Raw genomic sequence first — 23716 nt, forward strand, 5'->3', positions numbered from 1 at the left:
GCCTGTTCAACGGTCAGACGCCGGGCCCGCCACGGCCGGTTCCCCCGCTCGATCGCAAGGTCACGATTCGGAGGCGTACTCGACAAGCCCGTGTGAGAGGCGTCACGCTGTTTCCCATCCACGCGGGGAGGCTTGGATGGGCAAGAGCCGCAGAACTGTTCCCGAGGAGCTCTTGCTGCTCGCTTTGGACCCGGCCACGGGTACCACTGCGCAGCCGCAGACCCTCGACCTCGGACTCGCCGGGGCCCAGCTCGTCGAGCTGTCCCTGGCCGGACGGATCATTCCGGAGGGCGACCGGATCGCCGTGGTGCTGCCACGGCCTACCGGCGACCCGACACTCGACCACGCGCTGGAACTGCTGCGCCGACGCGGCAGTCCGGTCCGCGCGGCGCACTGGATCGGCGGGCCACGGCTGGGGCTGCGGCAGACCTATCTGGCGCACCTGGAGCGGTGCGGCATGGTCACCGCCGTGCCCGGTCAGGTGTGCGGGGTGCTGCCGACGACCCGCTACCAGGCGTCGGACGACTGCACCAACGCCGCGATCAAGCAACGGCTGGACACCGCGATCCGCACCGGCGTGCCGCCGGACCCACGGACGGCGGCGCTCGCCGCGCTGGCGCACTCGGTCGGGCTGGGCAAGCACCTCTACCCGGGCAACGAGGGCCGTTCCTCGCGCTCCCGGCTGCGCGATCTGATCCGCTACGACCCGCTGGGCGGGATGGTCGCGCACGCCGTGATGGACGTGCAGAACGGCCTGCCGAGCCAGCAGAACCGTTCCGCCCAGGCCGGCCCGGCCGCGGCGGGCTCGGGCGGCCGGGCCGGCCAGCGCCCGGCGGCCGGGCGCGGCAGCGGCGGCGGACGGGTCGCGGCGTCCCGCGTCGGAGTCCGCTGACGCCTCCGCGGTGCCTCTGCGGCGCCTCCGCGGCCGCGGAACCGACCGGATCGCACGGCCCCACGGGACCACGCGGTGCGACGGTGCCCCGCGGCACCGGGTCCGGCCGCCGGACCCCCGGGGCCGTGCCCGGAGCCGGACGCGCCCCGCCGCACCACCTGGCGCGCCGGCCATCGACCGGCGCACGGAGCAGCGCACACCGCACCGCTCACGCCCTACGGCGGCGATGAGCAACCAGCAGCACCCGTACCGAGAAGGGGCGGTCGCCCCCGCCGGGAGTCGCCGGGCGCCCGCCCCGCCCGCCACCCCCCCGCCCGTCCGGCCCCCCCCCCGGCCCCACCCCCCGCCCGCCCCCCCCCGCCCCCCCCGTCCCGGTGGGGGGGGGGCCCCCCGGCTGGCCGGGCGGGGGCCCCCCGCCCCTCCGGCATCCCCCCGGCCGGTCCGGCCCCGACCCGGACCCCACCCGGACCTTCGGCCGCATACCGCCCCCGCACGTGCCACCAGCACCTGCGCAGCCCCAGGGGCCGCACCCGCACCACGCCCGTCACGCCGTCGCACCACCACCGGACCGGACCCCGGCGCCCCTACCACTCGGGGGTCCCCCTTGTCTCGCCGAAGCGCTTTTCCGATGATCTGTTCTACTGCGCTCCGGTCATTTCCCGGCGCCGAACTGATCCGGGGTGACATGCTGCTCACCGTCAGGGGGTTGATCCAGATTTCCACCGTGTTCCGAGGACTTCCGTTCCAACGATCACCAGAGGTCCGACCGGAGGCCGACGTGTCCGCGAACATCAATCCCACGGTGCGCCGCCGGCGCCTCGGCGCGGAACTGCGCAAGCTCCGGGACCAGGCCGGGATGACCGCCGAGGAGGTGGCCGGCCGGCTGATGGTCTCCCAGTCGAAGATCAGCCGCCTGGAGAACGGCCGCCGCAGCATCAGCCAGCGGGACGTCCGTGACCTCTGCGACGTCTACGACGTCACCGACGACGCGATGCGGGCCAGCCTGATGGAGATGGCCCGGGAGTCCCGGCAGCGCGGCTGGTGGCACGACTTCAACGACATGCCCACGCCCTACAGCGTGTACATCGGCCTGGAGGCCGAGGCCTCCTCGATCCGCGCCTACGAGTCCTCCTTCGTGCCCGGCCTGCTGCAGACCGAGCAGTACGCGCAGGCCGTGGTCGAGGGCACCCAGCCGGACACCGACGCGCTCGCCGTGCAGCGCCGGGTCCAGGTCCGGATGAAGCGCCAGGACCGGGTCAACGGCGAGAACCAGCTGGGCAGCCTGTGGACCGTGATAGACGAGGCGGTGCTGCGCCGGGAGGTCGGCAGCAAGGAGGTGATGGCCCACCAGCTGAAGCACATGCTGGAGCTGAGTCAGCGCCCCAACATCACCATCCAGGTCATCCCGTTCTCGCACGGTGCCCACCCCGGTATGACCGGGACATTCTCCCTGTTGGAGTTCCCCGAGTCAGCCGATTCCACAGTTGTCTACTTCGAAGGGGTGACGAGCGATCTCTACCTGGAGAAGGAGGCCGACGTGCGCCGCTATACCAGTCTCTACGACCACCTGCGGGCGGCCGCGCTCGGGGTGGCCGAGACCCGGACACTGATAGCCGACATTGAAGAGGGATACCACCGATGAGCACCACCTTCGAGAACGGCACGAGCTGGCGCAAGAGCAGTCACAGCGGCGGCAACGGCGCCTGTGTGGAGATCCGCGTACCGGCCACCGACCTGGTGGCGGTCCGTGACTCCAAGGACCCACAGGGTCCTCAACTGCGGTTCTCCGCCGAAGCCTGGAACGCGTTCGCCGCCGACGCGGGCGCCGGGGTGTTCGGCGGGTTCTGATCCGCTCCGTACCGCTTCTCGGCCAGGTGCCCGTAGCGGTGTCCACCGCCCTCCCCGGGGCGGCGGACACCGCTACGGGCATCTTCGCGTCCGGCAGGCATGACCTCGTCAAAGAATTCCCGGTGGAGAAGACCGCCCCCTCCTCCGGCGGCCGGGTCTCAGCCGAGCACCGGGTAGCGGGCCGCCCAGGCCGCGCCCTCCGGGGTGTCCGCGCTGTGCAGTTCGGGCCCGTGCATCAGCTCCAGGACGAAGTCGTCCGCCAGCTCCAGCAGCGCCCCGCGCCCCTCCAGCCCCGCCACCAGGCCCGGCGGCAGCGCCGTGTCACCGTGCAGCACCCCGAGCAGGTTGCCGCAGATCGCCCCCGTGGAGTCGCTGTCCCCGGAGTGGTTGACCGCCAGCAGCAGCCCGGACCGGACGTCGTGCGCGACCAGCGCGCAGTACACCCCGATCGCCAGCGCCTCCTCGGCGACCCAGCCCTCCCCCAGCGCCTCGACCCGCTCGGCGGACGGCTCCCCCGCCCGCACCGCGTCCAGCGCCGCCCGCAGCGCCGCCGTGGTCTCCTCGTGCGCCGGCCGCTCGGAGAGCAGCGCGAGCGCCAGGTGCACCCCCTCCTCCAGGGTGCCGCCGCGGGCCGCGGTCTGGACGATCACCGCCAGCGCGCCGGCCGAGAGGTAGCCGGTGGGGTGACCGTGGGTCAGCACCGAGCACTCCACCGCCAGCTGGAACACCAGGCTCGGCTCCCAGGTGGTCAGCAGCCCGAACGGGGCCGCCCGCATCACCGTGCCGCAGCCCTTGGAGTGCGGGTTCTTCGGCACCTCCAGGGTGCCCAGCCGCTCGGCGTCCGGACCGGAGAGGCCGGACAGGCAGGCCTGGCCCGGCGCGCGCTGCGCGTACAGCCACTCCTCGCGGCCCAGCCAGCCGAGGTCGGCGCGCCGCTCGTCCGGGCCCCAGTCCCGCTGGGTGGCGGCCCAGCGCAGGTAGGCGCGGTGGACGTCGGTGGGCGGGTGCCAGCTGCCGGTGTCCCGGCGGATGTGCGCGCGGATCAGCCCGTCCAGGGTGAACAGCACCATCTGGGTGTCGTCGGTGACCGCGCCGAGCCGCCCGTACGCCGGGACGTACCCCGTGACGCCGAGCGGCCCGTGCGCGGCCCGGATCTTCTCCAGCGACTCGAACTCGACGCCCGCGCCGAGGGCGTCCCCGACCGCCCCGCCCAGCAGGCACCCCCGCACCCGGCTGCGGAAGTCCTGCTGCTGGGCGCGGGACCACAGTGGCATCACGACGGGCGCCTTTCGTCCGGGTTCGGGCGGGGTCGCGCGACGCACGGCCGGTCGCGCGCCCTCGCACTGTATTCGAATGCCCGAACGGGACGGCAGGGTTCCCGCTCCACCGGATCGCCACCGGATGTTCGGCCGGCCGACGGGCTCCCCGGGTTGGAACGCGCCCTTCCGGGTGTGACGGCTCAGTCCACCAGCGGCAGCAGCTCCGGCAGGTGCCCGTCCGAGGCCAGCGCGGCGGCCAGCCGCTCGGCCGGCACCTCGCCGTAGGTGGTGGTGCGCTGCCGGTGCGGACGCCCGGCCGCCTCGGCGATCGCCCGCAGCTCCCGGACCGACTTGTAGCTCCCGTACGCCGACCCGGCCATCCGCGAGATGGTCTCCTCCATCAGCGTGCCGCCCAGGTCGTTGGCGCCCGAGCGGAGCATCTCGGCGGCCCCCTCGGCACCCAGCTTCACCCAGCTGGTCTGGATGTTGCGGATGTGCGGGTGGAGCAGCAGCCGGGCCATCGCGACCACCGCCCGGTTGTCCCGCGCGGTCGGGCCCGGCCGGGCGATCCCGGCCAGGTAGACCGGGGCGTTGGTGTGGATGAACGGCAGCGTCACGAACTCCGTGAAGCCGCCGGTGCGCTGCTGGATCCCGGCCAGCAGCCGCAGGTGGCCGACCCAGTGCTTCGGGGTGTCCACATGGCCGTACATCATCGTGGACGAGGAGCGGATGCCCAGCTCGTGCGCGGTGGTGACGACCTCCACCCAGGTCGCGGCCGGCAGCTTGCCCTTGGTGAGCACCCAGCGGACCTCGTCGTCGAGGATCTCGGCGGCGGTGCCCGGGATGGTGTCCAGCCCGGCCTCCTGGGCCCGCTGCAGCCAGTCCCGGATCGACAGCCCGGTCCGGGTGGCGCCGTTGACCACCTCCATCGGCGAGAAGGCGTGCACATGGATGCCGGGCACCCGCTCCTTCACCGCGCGCGCGATGTCGAAGTAGGCGGTGCCGGGCAGGTCGGGGTGGATGCCGCCCTGCATGCAGACCTCGGTGGCGCCGACCTCCCAGGCCTGCGCGGCCCGGTCGGCGACCTGCTCCAGCGAGAGGCTGTAGGCGTCCGCGTCGGTGCGGCGCTGGGCGAAGGCGCAGAACCGGCAGCCGGTGTAGCAGACATTGGTGAAGTTGATGTTGCGGGTGACGCAGTAGGTGACCTCGTCGCCGACCGCGTCGCGGCGCACCGCGTCGGCGATCCGGCAGAGCGCGTCCAGCGCCGGGCCGTCCGCCTGGAACAGCGCCAGCGCCTGCTCGTCGGTCAGCCGGACCGGGTCGTCGGCGGCCACCGCGAGGGCGGCCCGGACCTCGGCGTCCAGCCGCTCCGGCGCCCCGGCCGAGCCGCCGGGACCGCCGGAGGCGCCCGGTGCGGAGGCGGCCGAGGCGGCCGCCTGCTCGCGCAGCACCTCCCAGTCGCCGTAGACGTCCTCGAAGTCGGCCCGCCGGTCGCCGGTCCGGCCCTCGGTGTCGATGGTGCTGTGCAGGTCGGTGCGCCCGTACGAGTCCGGCAGGTCCTCGGGCTCCTGCCAGGGGTGCCCGGTGACCACCGCGTCGGGCCGGGCCAGGCCGGTCCGCGGGTCGGCCAGCGCCCGGACGTGCGGCAGCACCCGCGGGTCCAGCCAGGGCTCGCCGCGCAGGACGTACTCGGGGTAGACGGCGAGCCGCTCGCGCAGCTCGAAGCCGGCCGCGGCCGAGCGCTCCGCCAGCTTGTCGATCTGCGGCCAGGGGCGCTCGGGGTTGACGTGGTCGGGGGTCAGCGGGGAGACGCCGCCCCAGTCGTCGATGCCGGCCGCGATCAGCCGCTCGTACTCGCCGTCCACCAGGTTCGGCGGCGCCTGCAGGCAGGCCGACGGGCCCATGATGTGCCGGGCCACCGCGACGGTGGCGACCAGCTCGTCCAGCTCCGCGTCCGGCATGCCGCGCATCGCGGTGTCCGGCTTGGCGCGGAAGTTCTGCAGGATCAGCTCCTGCACGCCGTGGTAGGCCCGCGCGACCCGGCGCAGCGCGAACAGCGACTCGGCGCGCTCCTCGTAGGTCTCGCCGATGCCGATCAGCAGGCCGCTGGTGAACGGCACCGAGCTGCGGCCGGCGTCCTCCAGCACCCGCAGCCGGACGGCCGGCTCCTTGTCGGGCGAGCCGAAGTGCGGGCCGCCGGGCTCGCTCCACAGCCGGGTGGCGGTGGTCTCCAGCATCATGCCCATCGAGGCGGAGACCGGCTTGAGCCGCTGGAAGTCGGTCCAGCTCAGCACCCCGGGGTTGAGGTGCGGGAGCAGCCCGGTCTCCTCCAGGATGCGGATCGACATGGCGCGCACGTACGCGATGGTGTCGTCGTAGCCGTGCGCGTCCAGCCACTCGCGGGCCTCCGGCCAGCGGTCCTCGGGCTTGTCCCCGAGCGTGATGAGCGCTTCCTTGCAGCCGAGCTCCGCGCCCCGGCGGGCGACCTCCAGCACCTCGTCCGGGGACATGAACATTCCGTGTCCCTCCCGGCGCAGCTTGCCGGGGACGGTGACGAAGGTGCAGTAGTGGCACTTGTCCCGGCAGAGCCGGGTGAGCGGGATGAACACGCTCTTGGAGTAGGTGATGACGCCGGGCCGGCCGGCCGCGTCGAGGCCGGCGTCGCGGACCCGGGCGGCGCTCGCACAGAGGTCGCGCAGGTCATCGCCTCTGGCCCGGAGCAGTACCGCCGCCTCGGTCGCGTCCAGCGCGACGCCGTCCCGGGCCCGGCGCAGGGCGCGCCGCATCGCATTCGCGGTCGGGCTGTTGGTTGCGTCCATGCCGCGACCCTACGCCAGTTCACGTACGTTCCTCGTGCGTTCGGAGGACTCGACCCTGAGTCCCCCTCAGGGTCGGGTGCGCCGCGAGGCCGACCCGGAACCAACCCTGCAGGGCGATGACGCGAGCGCCCCGGGACCGTCTAATGGGTATCCAGGGAAAGTCGTTGACCGACGGAGGGGTTGGACGGATGACGGACGACAGGGCGACCGCGGGCGGCGGCCCGGCGGACGAATGGCAGGGCACGGCTCCCTACCGGTCGCGCCGGCGCACCCTGGTGCGGGTGGCCGTGCCGCTGGCGATCACGGCCACGATCGCCGCCGGGGTGGGGCTGGTGCCGGCGCTGGCGGACTCCTCGCCGCCGGAGCTGCCCGCGCTGACGGCGGAGCAGGTGGTGGCGAAGGTGCTCGGCTCGGAGGCGCAGACGCTCTCCGGCACGGTGTCGGTCTCGACCGACCTCGGTGTGCCGACCCAGCTGCTGGGCGCGGCGGGCGGCGGGCTCGCGGCGGCCGGTGGCGGGGAGCGCGGCGGGGACAAGCCGTCGGGCGCCGCGCCCACCGCGAAGCTCACCGGTCTGCTCGGCGGTGACCACACGCTGCGGGTCGCGGTGGACGGGCCGGACCGGCAGCGGATCGGCCTGCTGGAGCAGCTCTCCGGCTACGAGCTGATCCGCAACGGCGACCAGGCCTGGGCCTGGGACAGCAGCACCAACGAGGCCGTGCACCTGACCGGGACCGGGCGGGACGCGGCGGACGGCCACCGGGGCAAGGCTCCGCTGACCGGCGTGCCGACCACCCCGCAGGAGGCGGCCCGGCAGTTCCTGACCGCGAGCGCGCAGACCACCGCCGTCACCGTGGACGGCACCGCGACCGTGGCCGGGCAGAAGGCCTACCGGCTGAGCGTGAAGCCCACCGGATCCGGCTCGACGATCGGCGAGGTGCGGATCGCGGTGGCCGCCGACAACGGGGTGCCGCTGTCGGTCGTGGTCAAGGGCACGGACGGCGGCACGGTGCTGGACGTGCACTTCACCCAGGTCTCGTTCGCCCGGCCGGACGCGAAGACCTTCGAGTTCACCCTGCCCAAGGGCGCCAAGGTGACGGAGCAGAAGGCGTCCGACGCGCCGCGCGCCGAGGCGGCCCCGGAGGAGGCCAAGGCCGCCACCGAGGGCCTGAACGTGATCGGTGAGGGCTGGACGGCCGTGCTGTCCGCGAAGCTGCCGAGCGGCGACGTGTTCGTCCCGGCCGAGGGCAAGGGTCCGCGCGGCAAGGGCGGGCACGGTCCGGGCGGACGCCCGGGTGCCGGCGCGGGCACCACCCAGAACCCGCTGGCGCTGGTCAAGTCGCTGGGCAAGCCGGTCGCCGGCGGCTCGCTGATCAGCACCAAGGTGCTCAACGTCCTGGTCACCGACGACGGACGGGTCTTCGCGGGCGCGGTCACCCCGTCGGTGCTGCAGAGTGCGGCCGGGGTGAAGTAGTGACCCAGGCTCCCGTAACGGGGGACGTTACGGAGCCGGCCGGGGGGCCGGGCGCGGTGTCGCGCCCGGCCCCCGGTGCCGCTTCGCCCTCCCGCCCGTCCGACGACGTGATCAGCACCAGGGGTCTGACCAAGCGGTTCCGCGGCGGCCAGCTCGCCGTGGACGGGCTGGACCTGAGCGTCCCCCGGGGTTCGGTCTTCGGCTTCCTCGGCCCCAACGGCTCCGGCAAGACCACCACGATCCGGATGCTGATGGGCCTCATCGCCCCCAGCGCCGGGGTGGCGACGGTGCTCGGCGAGCCGATGCCGCAGTCGGTGGCCTCGGTGCTGCCCCGGGTCGGCGCCCTGATCGAGGGGCCGGCGCTGTACGGCTTCCTCTCCGGCCGGGACAACCTGGCCCGGTTCGACGCCGCCGACCCGACGTCCGATCCGCGCACCCGCAAGCTCCGGGTCGCCGAGGCGCTGGACCGGGTCGGTCTGGCCGCCGCGGCCGGCAAGAAGGCCCGGGCCTACTCGCTGGGCATGAAGCAGCGGCTGGGCCTGGCCTCGGCGCTGCTCCAGCCGCGCGAGCTGCTCGTCCTGGACGAGCCCACCAACGGCCTGGACCCGCAGGGCATGCGGGAGATCCGGGCGCTGGTCCGGGAGGTCGCGGCCGAGGGCACCACGGTCTTCCTCTCCTCGCACCTGCTGGACGAGATCGAGCAGGTCTGCACGCACGCCGCGGTGATGTCGCGCGGCCGGCTGGTGGTGCAGGGCACCGTCGCCGAGCTGGCCGCCCGGGCCCGCGGCCGGCTGGTGGTACGGACCCCGGACACCCACCGGGCCGGTGAGGTGCTGCTCGCCCACAAGGTCACCGAGGTCCGGATCGGCGAGGGCCGGGTGGACGGCGACATCGCCTCGCTCGCCGAGGACGCGCTGCCCGGGCTGGTCGCGGCGCTGGTCGCGGCGGACGTCCGGGTGCACGGCTTCGGCGTGGAGCGGGGCACATTGGAGGACGCCTTCGTGGCGCTGACCGGGGAGGGCTTCGATGTCGCGGGCTGAGGCGGTGCCGGCCCTCGCGGCCGTGGCGCCCGGGCGGCGGCCGCAGACGGCGGCCGGGTTCCTGGCGCTGTTCCGCAACGAGCTGCTGCTGACCTTCCGCCGGATGCGGACGATCGTGCTGCTCGGGATCCTGGCGGTGCTGCCGGTGCTGATCGGCGTGGTGGTCAAGATCAACACGGACGGGGCGCGCGGCGGCGAGGGCCCGGCGTTCATCGCCCAGGTCACCCAGAACGGCCTGTTCCTGGTGTTCACCGCGCTGGCGGTGGCGCTGCCGGTCTTCCTGCCGATGACGGTCGGCGTGGTCGCCGGGGACTCGGTGGCGGGCGAGGCGGCCACCGGCACCCTGCGCTACCTGCTGGTGGCGCCGGCCGGGCGGACCAGGCTGCTGGCCGCCAAGTTCACCGCCGGGCTGTCGTTCTGCCTGGCGGCGACGGTGACCGTCGCGCTCTCCGCGGTGATCGCCGGGACGGTGCTGTTCCCGGTCGGCGACGTCACGCTGATCTCCGGCGAGACCATCGGCCTGGGCCCGGCGCTGCTGCGGGCGGTGCTGGTGGCCGCCGTGGTGGCCGCCTCGCTGGCCGGGCTGGTCGCGATCGGGCTGTTCGTCTCGACGCTCACCGGCAGCGGCATCGCGGCGATGGCGGCCACCGTCGGTCTGGTGGTCACGGTGCAGATCCTGGACGCCTTCCCGCAGCTGCACGCCATCCAGCCGTTCCTCTTCACCCACCACTGGCTCACCTTCGGCGACCTGCTGCGGGAGCCGATGTACTGGGACGGGGTGCTGAAGAACCTCGGGCTGCAGGCCGCCTACGTGGCGGTGTTCGGCTCGGCGGCGTGGTCCCGGTTCACCTCGCGGGACATCACCGCCTGACCGGCACCGCGTCGGCGGGAGCGGTGCTCGAAGCGGCGGCCGTCCGGGCCCGGACGGCCGCCCGGTCGGCCCGGACCCGCCGCAGCGCGTCCCAGGTGAGCAGCGCGAGCGCCACCCACACCAGGGCGAAGCCGGCCCAGCGGGCGGGCGGCATCGACTCGTGGAAGACCGCGACGCCGATCAGGAACTGGAACACCGGCGCCAGGTACTGCAGCAGGCCGATCACGCTCAGCGGCACCCGGACGGCGGCGGCGCCGAAGAGGAGCAGCGGGACGGCGGTGATCACGCCGCTGAGCACCAGCAGCCCGGTGTGCCCCCAGCCGTACTCACCGGGCACGGTGTGCCCGAAGGTGCCGCGACCGGAGACCTGCAGGTAGACCAGGTAGCCGAGGGCGAAGGGGAACAGGAAGGCGGTCTCGGCGGCCAGGCTCTCCAGCCCGCTCAGTCCGACCGTCTTCTTCAGCAGCCCGTAGGTGGCGAAGGAGAACGCCAGGGTCAGCGCGATCCACGGCAGCCGCCCGTAGCCGATGGTCAGTACCACCACCGCGAGGACGCCGATGCCCACCGCCGCCCACTGGGCGGTGCGCAGCCGCTCCTTGAGCACCAGCACGCCGAAGGCGATGGTGACCAGCGGGTTGATGAAGTAGCCGAGGCTGGTCTCCACCACGTGCCCGGCGTTGACGCCCCAGATGTAGACGCCCCAGTTGACCGAGATCACGGTGGCGGCGGCGCCCAGCATGGCGAGCCGGCGGGGCTGGCGCAGCAGCGGGCGGATCCAGCCCCAGTGGCGCTGGACGACCAGCAGCAGGACGACCGCGACCAGCGACCAGACCATCCGGTTGGCCAGGATGTCGTCGGCGGCGCCGGGCTCCAGCAGCGGCCAGAAGAGCGGGAACAGGCCCCATATGCCGTAGGCCGCGAAGCCGTACCAGAGGCCGCGTCCGGCCTCGTGCTGGGTTGTCTCTGGCATGGCCCGTCCGCCCTCCGCGCGCGAGTGTCGAGCCGACGGTAGCGGGCACGGCCGGGCCTGTCATCTCCGTATTCGGTTTTTGGTCATGACATCGCCCGCGGCGGGTGCCGCGGGCGATGTCATGACCGGGTGCCCGACCGGGGCGGCTCAGGCGCCCAGGGCGGTCCGCACGCTCTGCGCCAGCGGAACGGTCGGGCGGCCGATCAGCCGGGCCAGGTCGCCCGGGGTGCCGGCCAGCTCGCCGCGCGCGATGCCGGCGTCGACGTCGACCAGGATCCCCGCGAAGCCCTCCGGCAGGCCCGCGCCGACCAGGATCCGCAGGTGCTCCTCCGGCGTCACCGGGTGGAACACGACCGGCTTGCCCGAGGCGAGGGCCAGCTCGGCGGCCAGCTCCGGCAGGCTCCAGGCGGCGTCGCCGCTCAGTTCGTACACCGCGCCCTCGTGGCCCTCGCCGGTGAGCACGGCCACCGCCGCGTCGGCGTAGTCCCGGCGCGGGGCGGTGGCGATCCGGCCGTCCTCGCCGGCGCTGCCGACCACCGCGCCGCGCTCGACCGTGCCGGCCGCGTCGCCCAGGTAGTTCTCGGTGTACCAGCCGTTGCGCAGCAGGGCGAAGGGCAGCCCGGACTCGCGGATGAGGGCCTCGGTGGCCTTGTGCTCGTCGGCCAGCTTGAAGGTGGCCACACCCGGCGCACTCGTGTAGGCGAGCAGCGCGACCCCGGCGGCGCGCGCCGCCTCGACCACGGCAGTGTGCTGCGGCATCCGGTTGCCGACCTCGCTGCCCGAGACGAACAGCACCCGGTCGCCGGCGGCGAAGGCACCCGCCAGGCTCTCCGGGCGGTCGTAGTCGGCCACCCGCACGGTCACGCCGCGCTCGGCGAGGTCGGCGGCCTTCTCCGCGGAGCGGACGACCACCGCCACCTCACTCGCGGGGACCTTGGCCAGCAGCCCCTCGACGACGAGGCGGCCGAGCTGTCCGGTGGCTCCGGTGACGACGTACATGGTGCTGCTCCCTGTTCCCTGAGGTGGCTGTCCATTGGACTTTCGGCTTCGGAACTCACCTTAGGGACGGCACTAACCTTTCGTAAGTACGCACTTCAAAGTAGGGTACTGATATGCAGGTAATGAACACCGCGACCCAGGTGCCCCCGGCCGGCGGCCCCGGCGCCCCGGCCGGCCCGCTGCCCCCGCCCGACGTCTTCGACCGGATGTGCCCGTCCCGGGGCGTCCTGGAACACGTCACCAGCCGCTGGGGCGTGCTGGTGCTCGGCGCGCTGCACGAGCGCGGCTACCGGTTCAGCGAGCTGCGCCGCCGGATCACCGGGGTGAGCGAGAAGATGCTCGCCCAGACGCTGCAGACGCTGGAGCGCGACGGCTTCGTCCTGCGCGAGGCCCATCCGGTCATCCCGCCCCGGGTCGACTACAGCCTGACCCCGCTCGGCCGGGAGGCCTCCCGGCTGGTCGCCGAGCTGGCGCACTGGACCGAGGAACGCGTCCCGGCCGTGCTGGCCGCCCGCGACGAGTACGACGCCCGGGGGCGCTAGACCGGCCCGCCCCCTTCCGTCCTCGGCCCGTCCCCCTCCCGTCCTCGGCCCGTCCTCGGCCCGGCGGCCGTGCCGGGCCCACGGGTACGGTCGGCTCCATGACCACCGCCGACCCCGACCCGCTGCCGGGCACCACCACCCCCGAGGCCGTCCGCCCCCGGGTGACCTGCCGCCGCTGCCACCGCCCCCTGCACGACCCGGAGTCGCGCATCCTGCGCCTCGGCCCGGAGTGCCGCGATCCGGCCGAGCGCGTCCCCCGCCACGAGGTCGACCAGGACCCGCTGCCCGGGCTGGGCTAGCCGCGGGCCGGAACGCGCGGCGGCGCCCCCGGGCCGGGAAGGGCCGGGGGCGCCGCCGCGCTCGTCGGCCGGGCTCAGTCGACCGTCCAGGTGTCGCCGCCCGCGAGCAGCGCGGCCAGCTCGCCCGGGCCGCGGTCGGCGGCGGCGGCGGCCAGCTGGTCGGCCATCAGCTCGTCGTACACCGGGCGCCGGACCTCGCGCAGCACGCCGATCGGGGTGTGGTGCAGGGTGTCCGCGTCGGCGATCCGGGAGAGCGCGAACGCCGTGGCCGGGCCGGCCGCGTGGGCGTCGTGGACCAGCAGCGCCGCCTCGTTCTCCGCCGTGACGGCGTCGACGAACAGCTCGCCGTCGGCGCCGCGGAAGACGCCCCGGGCGCCGTCCGCGCCGAAGCGGACCGGCTGCCCGTGCTCCAGCCGGATCAGCGCCTCGTCCCGGGTGCCGGCCTCCTTCAGCACCTCGAACGCGCCGTCGTTGAAGATGTTGCAGTTCTGGTAGATCTCGACCAGCGCGGTGCCCTCGTGCTCGGCCGCCGCCCGCAGCACCGACTGCAGGTGCTGACGGTCGGAGTCGATGGTCCGGGCGACGAAGGTGGCCTCCGCGCCGATGGCCAGCGAGAGCGGGTTGAACGGCGCGTCCAGCGAGCCCATCGGGGTGGACTTGGTGATCTTCCCGAGCTCACTGGTCGGCGAGTACTGGCCCTTGGTCAGGCCGTAGATACGGTTGTTGAACAGCAGGATCTTCAGATTCACATTGCGGCGCAGCGCGTGGATCAGATGGTTGCCGCCGATCGACAGCGCGTCGCCGTCACCGGTCACCACCCAGACGCTGAGGTCCCGCCGGGAGGTCGCCAGCCCGGTGGCGATCGCCGGGGCGCGACCGTGGATCGAGTGCACCCCGTAGGTGTTCATGTAGTAGGGGAACCGGGACGAGCAGCCGATGCCGGAGACGAAGACGGTGTTCTCCCGTCTGATCCCCAGCTCCGGCATGAACGCCTGCACCGCGGCCAGGATCGCGTAGTCACCGCAGCCGGGACACCAGCGCACCTCCTGGTCGGTCTTGAACTCCTTGGCGCTCTGCGGCGCCTCGGCCTTCGGGACCAGCTTCAACGAGGGGAACTTCTCGCTCATCGGTTGTCCTCCTCGTCCAGGGTGCCGATCGCCGCCCACAGCACGTCCGCCAACTGCGCCGCCTTGAACGGCAGTCCGCGCACCTGGTTGTAGGACTCGGCGTCCACCAGGTACTTGGCGCGCAGCAGCAGCGCCAGCTGGCCGAGGTTCATCTCGGGCACGATGACCTTGTCGTAACTCCGCAGCACCGTGCCGAGATCGGCCGGGAACGGGTTGAGGTTGCGCAGGTGCGCCTGCGCGATCCGGCCACCGTCCGCCCGGACCCGGCGGACCGCCGCGGTGATCGGTCCGTAGGTGGAGCCCCAGCCGAGCACCAGCACCCGGGCCTCGCCGTCGGGGTCGTCGACCCCCGTGTCGGGCACCGTGATGCCGTCCACCTTGGTCTGCCGGGTGCGGACCATGAAGTCGTGGTTGGCCGGGTCGTAGGAGATGTTGCCGGTGCCGTCCTGCTTCTCGATGCCGCCGATCCGGTGCTCCAGCCCCGGGGTGCCGGGCAGCGCCCACGGCCGGGCCAGCGTCCGGGGATCGCGCAGGTACGGCCAGAACGCGCCGTCCTCGCGGTTCGGCGCGGTGGCGAAGTCCGGGTCGATCACGGGCAGTTCGTCGACCTCCGGGATCCGCCAGGGCTCCGAGCCGTTGGCCAGGTAGCCGTCCGAGAGCAGGAAGACCGGGGTTCGGTAGGTGACCGCGATGCGGGCCGCCTCCAGGGCCGCGTCGAAGCACTCGGCCGGGGTGGCCGGCGCCACGATCGGCACCGGGGCCTCGCCGTTGCGGCCGAACATCGCCTGCAGCAGGTCGGCCTGCTCGGTCTTGGTCGGCAGTCCGGTGGACGGGCCGCCGCGCTGGATGTCCACCACCAGCAGCGGGAGTTCGAGCGAGACGGCCAGGCCGATGGTCTCGCTCTTGAGCGCCACGCCGGGGCCGGAGGTGGTGGTCACGCCGAGCGCGCCGCCGAAGGCCGCGCCGAGCGCCGCGCCGATGCCGGCGATCTCGTCCTCGGCCTGGAAGGTGCGCACGCCGAAGTTCTTGTGCCGGCTCAGCTCGTGCAGGATGTCCGAGGCCGGGGTGATCGGGTAGGAGCCCAGGTAGAGCGGCAGCCCCGAGCGCCGGGAGGCGGCGATCAGGCCGTAGGACAGCGCCAGGTTGCCGGAGATGTTGCGGTAGCGGCCCGGCGGCAGCTTGGCCGGCGGCACCTCGTAGGACACCGCGAAGGACTCGGTGGTCTCGCCGAAGTTCCAGCCGGCCCGGAAGGCGGTGATGTTGGCCTCGGCGATCTGCGGCTTCTTGGCGAACTTGGTGCGCAGGAAGGACTCGGTCCCGTGGGTCGGGCGGTGGTACATCCAGGACAGCAGGCCCAGCGCGAACATGTTCTTGGCGCGCTCGGCGTCCTTGCGGGCGAGCCCGCTCTCCTTGAGCGCCTCCAGGGTCAGCGTGGTGAGCGGCACCTTGTGCAGGTGGTAGCCCTGCAGCGAGCCGTCCGCCAGCGGGTCCGCGGCGTACCCGACCTTGGCCAGCGCGCGCTTGGTGAACTCGTCGGTGTTGACGATGATCTCCGCGCCGCGCGGGAGGTCGGGGAGGTTGGCCTTGAGGGCGGCCGGGTTCATCGCCACCAGGACGTTGGGCGCGTCACCCGGGGTCAGGATGTCGTGGTCGGCGAAGTGGAGTTGGAAGGACGAGACACCCGGCAGCGTTCCGGCGGGGGCGCGGATCTCGGCCGGGAAGTTGGGCAGGGTGGAGAGGTCGTTGCCGAAGGACGCCGTCTCCGAGGTGAAGCGGTCGCCGGTGAGCTGCATGCCGTCGCCGGAGTCCCCGGCGAATCTGATGATCACCCGGTCCAGCCTGCGGATCGGCTTGGTGCCCCGGGGCTGTGGACCGACCGGCGCGGCAGGGCCGGAGCGGCCCCCGTCGGGCCCGGAGCGGCCCTCGTCGCCGTCCGAGCCGTCCACTGCTTCTGACTGATCGACCTGACTGGTCACTGCCGCGGACCTCCTCGTGGGCACCAGCCGCGGGCGTGAGCCGTGTGCCCCCGTCCGCCTGGTGCACCTCTCGCATCCTATGCGGGTAAGGATTGCCTTGGACGGAACTCCCCGATGCGGCGGAAAATCACCGCCGAGCTCACGAAAAACGCCGTGGACGACCGATTTCGGACCACGGAGCGACAATTCGGTTCGAACGCGAACGCACCCCTGGAACGGCCCGTCGGCGAGCCGGTCAGGAATTCAGATAAGTCAGCACCGCAAGGACCCGGCGGTGGTCGCCCGGGCTCTGCGCGAACCCCAGCTTCAGGAAGATGTTGCTGACGTGCTTCTCCACCGCGCCCTCGGAGACCACCAGCTGCTTGGCCACCGCGGTGTTGGTCCGGCCCTCCGCCATCAGCCCCAGGACCTCCCGCTCGCGCGGGGTCAGCCCGGCCAGCACATCGCCCTTGCGACTGCGGCTCAGCAGCTGCTGGACGACCTCCGGGTCCAGCGCGGTGCCGCCCTCGGCCACCCGGACCACGGCGTCCACGAACTCGCGGACCTCGGCGACCCGGTCCTTCAGCAGGTAGCCCACACCACGGGTGGAACCGGCCAGCAGTTCGGAGGCGTAGCGCTCCTCGACGAACTGCGACAGCACCAGCACGCCGAGCTCCGGGAACAGGCCGCGCAGGGTGACGCAGGCGCGCAGGCCCTCGTCGGTGTGGGTGGGGGGCATCCGCACGTCGGAGACCACCACATCGGGCAGCGCGCCGTCGGCCGCCAGCTCGTGGATCGTCTTGACCAGCGCCTCGCCGTCCCCGACGCCGGCCACGACCTCCAGGCCGCGGTCGGTGAGCAGCCTGGTCAGACCCTCCCGCAGCAGTACGGAGTCCTCGGCGATGACGACGCGAAGCATGGCGGCCTTCCGGATGGGCGGAGGTGCGGACACGGTGCTGACGGGTGTCAGTCTCCCCCATCCGCGCGCCCCTCGGGACCGTGGACCCCATTTCGCCCGGCCCGCCCCGGACCGGGCCGCCGCACCGTCACATGGTGCGGATGGCCACCGAGTCGCAGAGCGCCTGGAGCGCCTCCTTGGCCGGGCCGTCGGGCAGCGGGTCCAGCAGGGTGCGGGCCTCCTCGGCGTGCCGCAGGGTCTCCCGGCGGGCGTGCTCCAGCGCCGGGTGGCGGCGCAGCAGCCGCAGGGCCTCGGCGTGCAGCTCGTCGTCGGCGAGGTCCTTGCGGAGCAGCTCGCGCAGCCGGGTGTCCTCCGGATCGGCCGGGTCGGCGGGCATCTGGCGCAGCAGCAGGGTCGGCAGGGTCTCCACGCCCTCGCGCAGGTCGGTGCCGGGGGTCTTGCCGGACTCGTGGCCGTCGCTGGCGATGTCCAGGACGTCGTCGGCCAGCTGGAAGGCGATGCCGATCCGCTCCCCGAACGCGCTGAGGATGTCGATCACCCACGGCTCGGCGCCGGCCGCCAGCGCTCCTATCCGGCAGGAGACGGCGATCAGCGAGCCGGTCTTGCCGGCCAGCACGTTCAGGTAGTGGTCGAGCGGGTCGTCCTCCGGGCCGGGGCCGGCGGTCTCCAGGATCTGTCCGGTGACCAGCCGCTCGAACGCGTCGGCCTGCAGCCGGACGGCCTCCGGGCCGAGGTCGGCGAGCACCTGGGAGGCGCGGGAGAAGAGGAAGTCGCCGGTCAGGATGGCGACCGAGTTGTCCCAGCGCGAGTTGGCGCTGGGCGCGCCGCGTCTCACCGGGGCCTCGTCCATGACGTCGTCGTGGTACAGCGTGGCCAGGTGGGTGAGCTCGACGACGACGGCCGCCGGGACCACCCCGGGCGCGCCGGCGTCACCGAACTGGGCGGCGAGCAGTACCAGCAGCGGGCGGAAGCGCTTGCCGCCGGCCTCGATCAGGTGGCTGGCGGTCACGGTGATGAACGGGACGTCACTCTTCACGGCGTCGGTGAGCGCGGTCTCCACCGCGTCCATCCCGGCCTGGACGTCGCGGGTGAGATCGCGGTCCTGCACGCTGAGCCCAAAGGGTCCCACGACGGTCACGAAGACCACTCCTCTGTCCCTGGTCGATCTAGCGGCCCGGTCCCTGAGTGCCGCCGCTGGCCATACAGGCAGGGTATCCGGTCGCGAGTGGATCACTGCACGGGCGTGCGGCTCTGTCGCGCCCGGGGCGTCCCCGCTGGCCAGCACGGATACCCGAACGGGGCGTCCGGGCCGCGCGCGGGGGCGCGACCCGGACGGTCGTCGGAGCGGTCGGCCCGGCCGCCGCCGGGGCGGTCGACCGGGCCGTCGGGGCGCGTTCCGCGAGCGGTCCGCAGACGGTCGGCGGACGGTCCGCGCGCGGCCCGTGCGCGGTCCGTGGGCGCTCAGCCGACGAAGAACACGGCCTTCGAGGCGAGGTCCAGGAAGTACTGCGGCAGCAGTCCGAGGCCCAGCGTCACCAGGACGCCGACGCCGATCGCGGTCGCCGTGAAGGCGCTCGGAATGGCGACGGTCGGGCCGCCCGGCTGCGGGTCGGAGAAGAACATCAGCACGATGACCCGGATGTAGAAGAACGCCGCCACCGCCGAGCTGAGCACGCCGACGATCACCAGCGGGGTCGCCCCACCGGCCGCCGCGGCCTGGAACACCGCGAACTTCCCGGTGAACCCGGAGGTCAGCGGGATGCCCGCGAAGGCCAGCAGGAAGAGCGCGAACACCGCCGCGACCAGCGGGGAGCGCCGGCCCAGGCCGGCCCAGCTGGACAGGTGGGTGGCCTCGCCCTTGGAGTCGCGCACCAGGGTGACCACGGCGAACGCGCCGAGCGTCACGAAGGAGTACGCCAGCAGGTAGAACAGCACCGAACCGACGCCCTGCCGGTTGCTGGCGATCACACCGGTGAGGATGAAGCCGGCGTGCGCGATCGAGGAGTAGGCGAGCAGCCGCTTGACGTCCTGCTGGGTGACGGCCAGGACCGCGCCGACCACCATGGTGAGGATCGCCACACCCCAGAGCACCGGCCGCCAGTCCAGCCGCAGTGCCGGGAAGGCCACGTAGAACAGCCGCAGCACGGCGCCGAACGCGGCCACCTTGGTCGCCGCCGCCATGAAACCGGTGACCGGGGTCGGCGCGCCCTGGTAGACGTCCGGGGTCCAGGCGTGGAACGGCACCGCGCCGACCTTGAAGAGCAGGCCGACCGCCAGCATCGCCAGGCCCACCAGCAGCAGGGCGTCGTTCTGGGTCGAGGAGACCAGCGCCGGGGTGAGCAGCGCGTTGCCGGAGATGACGTCGGCGATCTCGCCGAGCCGCACGGTGCCCGCGAAGCCGTACAGCAGCGCGGTGCCGAACAGGAAGAACGCCGAGGCGAAGGCGCCGAGCAGGAAGTACTTGACCGCCGCCTCCTGGGAGAGCAGCCGGCGGCGCCGGGCCAGCGCGCAGAGCAGGTAGAGCGGGAGGGAGAAGACCTCCAGCGCGACGAACATGGTCAGCAGGTCGTTGGCCGCCGGGAAGAGCAGCATGCCGCCGACCGCGAACATGGTGAGCGGGAAGACCTCGCTGGTGGTGAAGCCGGCCCGGATCGCGCCGCGCTCCTGCTCGCCCCCGGGCGTGGCGGAGGCCTGCGCGGCGAACGCGTCGGCCGGCGCTCCCCCGGCCTTGGGCTCCAGCCGGCGCTCGGCGTAGGTCAGCACCGCGACCACCGCGACCAGCAGGATCACGCCCTGGAGGAACAGCGTCGGACCGTCCAGGGCCACCGAGCCCATCGCCACCGCGTCGACCTTGGTCGTGCCGTAGCCCTGGGCGGCGAGCACCAGGACGGCGACGAAGGCGCCGGCCAGGCCGGTCAGCGCGGTCACCACCTGGGCCCAGTGCCGCAGCCGCCGGGGCAGGAAGGCCTCCAGCAGGATGCCGGTCACGGCGGCGCCGAACACCACCAGCATCGGCGAGAGTTGCCCGTACTCGATGTGCGGTACGGGGATGCTCTGGGTGCCGCCGGCGGCGGCGAGCCATCCGGTGCTGCTCACTTGTGCTCACCTCCTGAGCGGGCGGCCCCGTCCTGGCCGGACCCGTGGTCGGCGGCGACCGGGTGGGCCGGTGCCGGATCGGTCTGGTGGACCTGCGAGAGGGTCGCGTTCACCGCGGGGTTGACCAGGTCGGTGAGCGGCTTCGGGTAGACCCCGAGCAGCACGGTCAGCGCCACCAGCGGTGCCACCACGGCGAGTTCGCGGACCTTGAGGTCGGTGATGGCGCCGACGCCCTCCTTGACCGGGCCGGTCATGGTGCGCTGGTAGAGCAGCAGGGCGTACAGCGCGGCCAGCACGATGCCGAAGGTGGCGACGATGCCGACCGCCGGGTAGCGGGTGAAGGTGCCGACCAGGACCAGGAACTCGCTGACGAAGGGAGCGAGGCCGGGCAGCGAGAGGGTGGCCAGGCCGCCGATGAGGAAGGTGCCGGCGAGCACCGGGGCGACCTTCTGCACGCCGCCGTAGTCGGCGATCAGCCGGGAGCCGCGGCGGGAGATCAGGAAGCCGGCCACCAGCATCCACGCGGCGGTGGAGATGCCGTGGTTGACCATGTAGAGGGTGGCTCCGCTCTGGCCCTGGCTGGTCAGCGCGAAGATGCCCATGATGATGAAGCCGAAGTGCGAGATCGAGGCGTAGGCGACCAGCCGCTTGATGTCCTTCTGGCCGATGGCCAGCAGCGCGCCGTAGATGATCCCGATCACCGAGAGGACCAGGATCGCCGGGGCGAAGGTCTTCGAGGCGTCCGGGAAGAGCCCGAGGCAGAAGCGGAGCATCGCGAAGGTGCCGACCTTGTCGACCACGGCGGTGATCAGCACGGCGGTGCCGGCGGTGGCCTCGCCCATCGCGTTCGGCAGCCAGGTGTGCAGGGGCCAGAGCGGGGCCTTGACCGCGAAGGCGAAGAAGAAGCCGAGGAACAGCGCCTTCTCGGCGGTTCCGCTGAACCGCAGCCGGCCGTCGGCGACCGCGCCGGTGAGGGTCTGCAGGTCGAAGGTGGCCAGGCCCTGGTCCTGCGCGATCACGTACAGGCCGATCACGGCGGCCAGCATGACCAGGCCGCCGAGCAGGTTGTACAGCAGGAACTTGACCGCCGCGTAGGAGCGCTGACGGGCCGCGTCGGGGCCGCCCGCCCGGTCTCCGAAGCCGCCGATGAGGAAGTACATCGGGATCAGCATGGCTTCGAAGAAGACGTAGAAGACGAAGACGTCGGTGGCGTAGAAGGAGACGATCACCATCGCCTCCACCGCCAGGACCAGCGCGAAGAAGCCCTGGGTGCGGCGCCTGTTCTCGAAGGTCCCCTCGGGCGCGGGCGCGGGCGCGGGTGCGGGGGCGGCCGGGTCGGCGTCGTGCCAGGAGGCGAGCAGCACGACCGGCACCAGGACGGCGGTGAGCAGGGCGAGCACGGCGCCGATGCCGTCCACGCCGAGCGCGAAGGTGATGCCGAAGGAGCGGATCCAGCTGTAGGACTCGGTCAGCTGGTAGCGCGCGCCGTCCGGGTCGAACCGCACGGCGACCGCGCCGGCCAGGGCCAGGGTGACGGCGGAGAAGACCAGTGCCGCGGTCTTGGCGGTGCGCCGCCGGCCCTCGGTGGTCCCGGCCGGCAGGGCGGCGGTGACCACCGCACCGGCGGCCGGGACCGCGCAGGTGGCGGTGAGGAGGACGCTCATGCCTCGGCCTCCTGACGGCGTGTGTAATCCGAGTGCATCAGACGGACCTCATCAGGAGAGTCGTGGCGACCAGCACCAGCGTGCCGCCGAACATGGAGAGCGCGTAGGTGCGGACGTAGCCGTTCTGGATCCGCCGCAGCCGGCTGGAGGCGCCGCCGATGGCGGCGGCCAGGCCGTTGACGAAGCCGTCCAGGCCGCGGCTGTCGAAGTAGACCAGGGCGGCGGTGAGCGCCGAGCCGGGGCGGACCAGGACGGCGTGGTTGAAGTCGTCCTGGAGGAGGTCGCGGCGGGCGGCCCGGGTGAGCGGGGAGCCGTAGGGCGGCACCACCGGGACGGCGGAACGGCCGTACATCAGGTAGGAGAGCGCGACGCCGAGCACCATGCAGGCGCTGGTGAGCAGGGTGACCACCAGCGGGGCGAGCGGGGAGTTCCCCTCCTCGTGCCCGGTGACCGGCTCCAGCCAGGTGAGGAAGGAGCTGTTGAACGCGAACAGCCCGCCGGCGAACACCGAGCCGAACGCCAGCAGGATCATCGGGATCGTCATGGTCCGCGGCGACTCGTGCGGGTGCGGGTCGTTGCCCTGGGCGTCCGGCTGCCAGCGCTTCTCGCCGAAGAAGGTCAGGAGCATCACCCGGGTCATGTAGAACGCGGTGACCGCGGCGCCGGTCAGCGCGCACAGGCCGAGGATCCAGCCCTCGGTGCCGCCCTTCGCGAACGCGGCCTCGATGATCTTGTCCTTGGAGAAGAAGCCGGACAGGCCCGGGAAGCCGATGATGGCCAGGTATCCGAGGCCGAAGGTCACGAAGGTGACCGGCATGTACCTGCGCAGGCCGCCGTAGTGACGCATGTTCACCTCGTCGTTCATGCCGTGCATGACCGACCCGGCGCCGAGGAACAGCCCGGCCTTGAAGAAGCCGTGGGTCACCAGGTGCATGATCGCGAAGGCGTAGCCGATCGGGCCGAGGCCGGCCGCGAGGATCATGTAGCCGATCTGCGACATGGTCGAGCCGGCCAGGGCCTTCTTGATGTCGTCCTTGGCGCAACCGACGATCGCTCCGAAGAGCAGGGTGACCGTGCCGACCACCACGACGGCGGTCTGGGCGTCCGGCGCCAGGTTGAAGATCGCCCCGGAGCGGGTGATCAGGTAGACGCCGGCGGTGACCATGGTGGCCGCGTGGATCAGCGCGGAGACCGGGGTCGGGCCCTCCATCGCGTCCCCGAGCCAGGACTGCAGCGGCACCTGCGCGGACTTGCCGCAGGCGGCGAGCAGCAGCATCAGCCCGATCGCGGTCAGCTTGCCCTCGCTCGCGCTGCCGGCGGTGGCGAAGACCGGCTCGAAGGCGAAGGAGCCGAACTCGACGAACATCAGCATGATCGCGATGGACAGGCCCAGGTCACCGACGCGGTTGACGATGAACGCCTTCTTGGCGGCCGTCGCGGCGCTCGGCTTGTGCTGCCAGAAGCCGATCAGCAGGTACGAGGCGAGGCCCACGCCCTCCCAGCCGAAGTACAGCAGCAGGTAGTTGTCGGCGACCACCAGCAGCAGCATGGCCGCCAGGAAGAGGTTGAGGTAGGCGAAGAAGCGGCGCCGGCGCTCGTCGTGCTGCATGTAGCCCACCGAGTAGAGGTGGATCAGCGTGCCGACACCGGTGATCAGCAGGACGAAGGTCATCGAGAGCTGGTCGAGCCGGAACGAGACGTCGGCCTGGAAGCCGTTCACCGGGATCCAGCTGAACAGGTGTTCGGTGACGGCGCGTTCCTCGGCGTCCCGGCCCAGCATGGACGAGAACAGCGCGAGGCCGAAGCCGAAGGACAGTGCGGCGAGCGCGGTGGCCAGCCAGTGGCCGAACCGGTCGAAGGCGCGGCCACCGAGCAGCAGCAGGGCGGCGCCGGCCAGCGGGGCCGCGACCAGCAGCGGAATGAGAGAGTTCACCGAGGCCCTCC

General features: G+C 72.9%; 19 protein-coding genes. 8 read left to right on the forward strand and 11 right to left on the reverse strand.

Annotated features, from left to right (window positions below; genetic code table 11):
• Positions 1 to 136: 136 nt before the first annotated feature.
• The 3 genes from ACFVVU_RS15230 to ACFVVU_RS15240 all read left to right on the forward strand — a co-directional run bounded on the left by ACFVVU_RS15230 (position 137) and on the right by ACFVVU_RS15240 (position 2740).
• Entirely contained in the window at positions 137 to 892 is a 756-nt protein-coding gene (locus ACFVVU_RS15230) for a GPP34 family phosphoprotein (protein ID WP_387790203.1), read from the forward strand.
• Between the two features lie 778 nt (positions 893 to 1670).
• Entirely contained in the window at positions 1671 to 2534 is an 864-nt protein-coding gene (locus tag ACFVVU_RS15235) for a helix-turn-helix domain-containing protein (RefSeq protein ID WP_380687316.1), read from the forward strand.
• Positions 2531 to 2740 carry a DUF397 domain-containing protein gene (locus tag ACFVVU_RS15240; protein ID WP_380687318.1) on the forward strand — a complete coding sequence of 70 codons (210 nt, stop codon included), beginning with the start codon at positions 2531 to 2533 and terminating at the stop codon, positions 2738 to 2740. The genes ACFVVU_RS15235 and ACFVVU_RS15240 overlap by 4 nt, the downstream gene beginning before the upstream one ends.
• Positions 2741 to 2898: 158 nt before the next feature.
• Here ACFVVU_RS15240 and ACFVVU_RS15245 read toward each other — a convergent pair whose 3' ends face one another.
• Entirely contained in the window at positions 2899 to 4014 is a 1116-nt protein-coding gene (locus tag ACFVVU_RS15245) for an ADP-ribosylglycohydrolase family protein (protein ID WP_380687320.1), read from the reverse strand.
• Positions 4015 to 4199: 185 nt separating this feature from the next.
• A complete protein-coding gene (locus tag ACFVVU_RS15250; protein WP_380687322.1) occupies positions 4200 to 6818 on the reverse strand; it encodes a bifunctional FO biosynthesis protein CofGH in 2619 nt (872 codons plus the stop codon).
• Between the two features lie 188 nt (positions 6819 to 7006).
• Here ACFVVU_RS15250 and ACFVVU_RS15255 point away from each other — a divergent pair, with 188 nt between their 5' ends.
• The 3 genes from ACFVVU_RS15255 to ACFVVU_RS15265 are packed head-to-tail and all read left to right on the forward strand — an operon-like array spanning position 7007 to position 10201.
• On the forward strand, positions 7007 to 8290 hold the full coding sequence (locus tag ACFVVU_RS15255) for an outer membrane lipoprotein carrier protein LolA (RefSeq protein WP_380687324.1): 1284 nt from the start codon (positions 7007 to 7009) through the stop codon (positions 8288 to 8290).
• Between the two features lie 56 nt (positions 8291 to 8346).
• Positions 8347 to 9330 (forward strand): ABC transporter ATP-binding protein, encoded by a 984-nt coding sequence (locus tag ACFVVU_RS15260; protein ID WP_387790206.1) that lies wholly within the window; start codon positions 8347 to 8349, stop codon positions 9328 to 9330.
• The gene (locus ACFVVU_RS15265; protein WP_380690198.1) at positions 9317 to 10201 is read left to right on the forward strand and encodes an ABC transporter permease; all 885 of its coding nucleotides are present in this window, start codon (positions 9317 to 9319) and stop codon (positions 10199 to 10201) included. The genes ACFVVU_RS15260 and ACFVVU_RS15265 overlap by 14 nt, the downstream gene beginning before the upstream one ends.
• Here ACFVVU_RS15265 and rarD read toward each other — a convergent pair.
• Together rarD and ACFVVU_RS15275 are read right to left on the reverse strand one after the other, a co-directional pair.
• Positions 10191 to 11171, reverse strand: coding sequence for an EamA family transporter RarD (gene rarD, locus ACFVVU_RS15270; protein ID WP_380714698.1), 981 nt, complete (start codon positions 11169 to 11171; stop codon positions 10191 to 10193). The genes ACFVVU_RS15265 and rarD overlap by 11 nt on opposite strands.
• Positions 11172 to 11318: 147 nt before the next feature.
• On the reverse strand, positions 11319 to 12170 hold the full coding sequence (locus tag ACFVVU_RS15275) for an SDR family oxidoreductase (RefSeq protein ID WP_380690228.1): 852 nt from the start codon (positions 12168 to 12170) through the stop codon (positions 11319 to 11321).
• 122 nt (positions 12171 to 12292) lie between these two features.
• Here ACFVVU_RS15275 and ACFVVU_RS15280 point away from each other — a divergent pair, with 122 nt between their 5' ends.
• Both ACFVVU_RS15280 and ACFVVU_RS15285 read left to right on the forward strand, forming a co-directional pair.
• On the forward strand, positions 12293 to 12712 hold the full coding sequence (locus ACFVVU_RS15280) for a winged helix-turn-helix transcriptional regulator (protein WP_387790348.1): 420 nt from the start codon (positions 12293 to 12295) through the stop codon (positions 12710 to 12712).
• A gap of 98 nt (positions 12713 to 12810) precedes the next feature.
• A complete protein-coding gene (locus ACFVVU_RS15285; RefSeq protein WP_387790207.1) occupies positions 12811 to 13011 on the forward strand; it encodes a DUF6011 domain-containing protein in 201 nt (66 codons plus the stop codon).
• A 74-nt stretch (positions 13012 to 13085) separates the two neighbouring features.
• Here ACFVVU_RS15285 and ACFVVU_RS15290 read toward each other — a convergent pair whose 3' ends face one another.
• The 7 genes from ACFVVU_RS15290 to nuoL all read right to left on the reverse strand — a co-directional run bounded on the left by ACFVVU_RS15290 (position 13086) and on the right by nuoL (position 23705).
• Positions 13086 to 14138: a thiamine pyrophosphate-dependent enzyme gene (locus ACFVVU_RS15290; RefSeq protein WP_387790209.1), complete on the reverse strand. Its 1053-nt coding sequence runs from the start codon at positions 14136 to 14138 to the stop codon at positions 13086 to 13088.
• A complete protein-coding gene (locus ACFVVU_RS15295) occupies positions 14135 to 16114 on the reverse strand; it encodes a 2-oxoacid:acceptor oxidoreductase subunit alpha (RefSeq protein WP_387790211.1) in 1980 nt (659 codons plus the stop codon). Before ACFVVU_RS15295 ends, ACFVVU_RS15290 begins: the two co-directional genes overlap by 4 nt.
• A gap of 235 nt (positions 16115 to 16349) precedes the next feature.
• Complete coding sequence (locus tag ACFVVU_RS15300; RefSeq protein WP_380688376.1) at positions 16350 to 17012, reverse strand: LuxR C-terminal-related transcriptional regulator; 663 nt, start codon at positions 17010 to 17012, stop codon at positions 16350 to 16352.
• 127 nt (positions 17013 to 17139) lie between these two features.
• Positions 17140 to 18150, reverse strand: a complete 1011-nt coding sequence (locus ACFVVU_RS15305) for a polyprenyl synthetase family protein (protein ID WP_355374374.1) — start codon at positions 18148 to 18150, stop codon at positions 17140 to 17142.
• A gap of 323 nt (positions 18151 to 18473) precedes the next feature.
• A complete protein-coding gene (nuoN, locus tag ACFVVU_RS15310) occupies positions 18474 to 20108 on the reverse strand; it encodes an NADH-quinone oxidoreductase subunit NuoN (protein WP_380679998.1) in 1635 nt (544 codons plus the stop codon).
• Complete coding sequence (locus ACFVVU_RS15315; RefSeq protein ID WP_387790214.1) at positions 20105 to 21772, reverse strand: NADH-quinone oxidoreductase subunit M; 1668 nt, start codon at positions 21770 to 21772, stop codon at positions 20105 to 20107. Before ACFVVU_RS15315 ends, nuoN begins: the two co-directional genes overlap by 4 nt.
• A gap of 37 nt (positions 21773 to 21809) precedes the next feature.
• Positions 21810 to 23705 (reverse strand): NADH-quinone oxidoreductase subunit L, encoded by a 1896-nt coding sequence (nuoL, locus tag ACFVVU_RS15320; protein WP_380680004.1) that lies wholly within the window; start codon positions 23703 to 23705, stop codon positions 21810 to 21812.
• Between the last annotated feature and the right edge of the window lie 11 nt (positions 23706 to 23716).

It is taken from the genome of Kitasatospora sp. NPDC057965, from assembly GCF_042887135.1.
Taxonomy (GTDB): domain Bacteria; phylum Actinomycetota; class Actinomycetes; order Streptomycetales; family Streptomycetaceae; genus Kitasatospora.

Excerpts from the sequence above, each read along its gene's own strand:
- ACFVVU_RS15255 (WP_380687324.1), top strand. The coding sequence starts at position 7,007 with ATGACGGACGACAGGGCGACCGCGGGCGGCGGCCCGGCGGACGAATGG.
- ACFVVU_RS15240 (WP_380687318.1), top strand. The coding sequence starts at position 2,531 with ATGAGCACCACCTTCGAGAACGGCACGAGCTGGCGCAAGAGCAGTCAC.
- ACFVVU_RS15285 (WP_387790207.1), top strand. The coding sequence starts at position 12,811 with ATGACCACCGCCGACCCCGACCCGCTGCCGGGCACCACCACCCCCGAG.
- ACFVVU_RS15265 (WP_380690198.1), top strand. The coding sequence starts at position 9,317 with ATGTCGCGGGCTGAGGCGGTGCCGGCCCTCGCGGCCGTGGCGCCCGGG.
- ACFVVU_RS15245 (WP_380687320.1), bottom strand. The coding sequence starts at position 4,014 with ATGCCACTGTGGTCCCGCGCCCAGCAGCAGGACTTCCGCAGCCGGGTG.
- rarD (WP_380714698.1), bottom strand. The coding sequence starts at position 11,171 with ATGCCAGAGACAACCCAGCACGAGGCCGGACGCGGCCTCTGGTACGGC.
- ACFVVU_RS15300 (WP_380688376.1), bottom strand. The coding sequence starts at position 17,012 with ATGCTTCGCGTCGTCATCGCCGAGGACTCCGTACTGCTGCGGGAGGGT.
- ACFVVU_RS15230 (WP_387790203.1), top strand. The coding sequence starts at position 137 with ATGGGCAAGAGCCGCAGAACTGTTCCCGAGGAGCTCTTGCTGCTCGCT.
- ACFVVU_RS15250 (WP_380687322.1), bottom strand. The coding sequence starts at position 6,818 with ATGGACGCAACCAACAGCCCGACCGCGAATGCGATGCGGCGCGCCCTG.
- ACFVVU_RS15275 (WP_380690228.1), bottom strand. The coding sequence starts at position 12,170 with ATGTACGTCGTCACCGGAGCCACCGGACAGCTCGGCCGCCTCGTCGTC.
- ACFVVU_RS15315 (WP_387790214.1), bottom strand. The coding sequence starts at position 21,772 with ATGAGCGTCCTCCTCACCGCCACCTGCGCGGTCCCGGCCGCCGGTGCG.
- ACFVVU_RS15290 (WP_387790209.1), bottom strand. The coding sequence starts at position 14,138 with ATGAGCGAGAAGTTCCCCTCGTTGAAGCTGGTCCCGAAGGCCGAGGCG.
- ACFVVU_RS15280 (WP_387790348.1), top strand. The coding sequence starts at position 12,293 with ATGAACACCGCGACCCAGGTGCCCCCGGCCGGCGGCCCCGGCGCCCCG.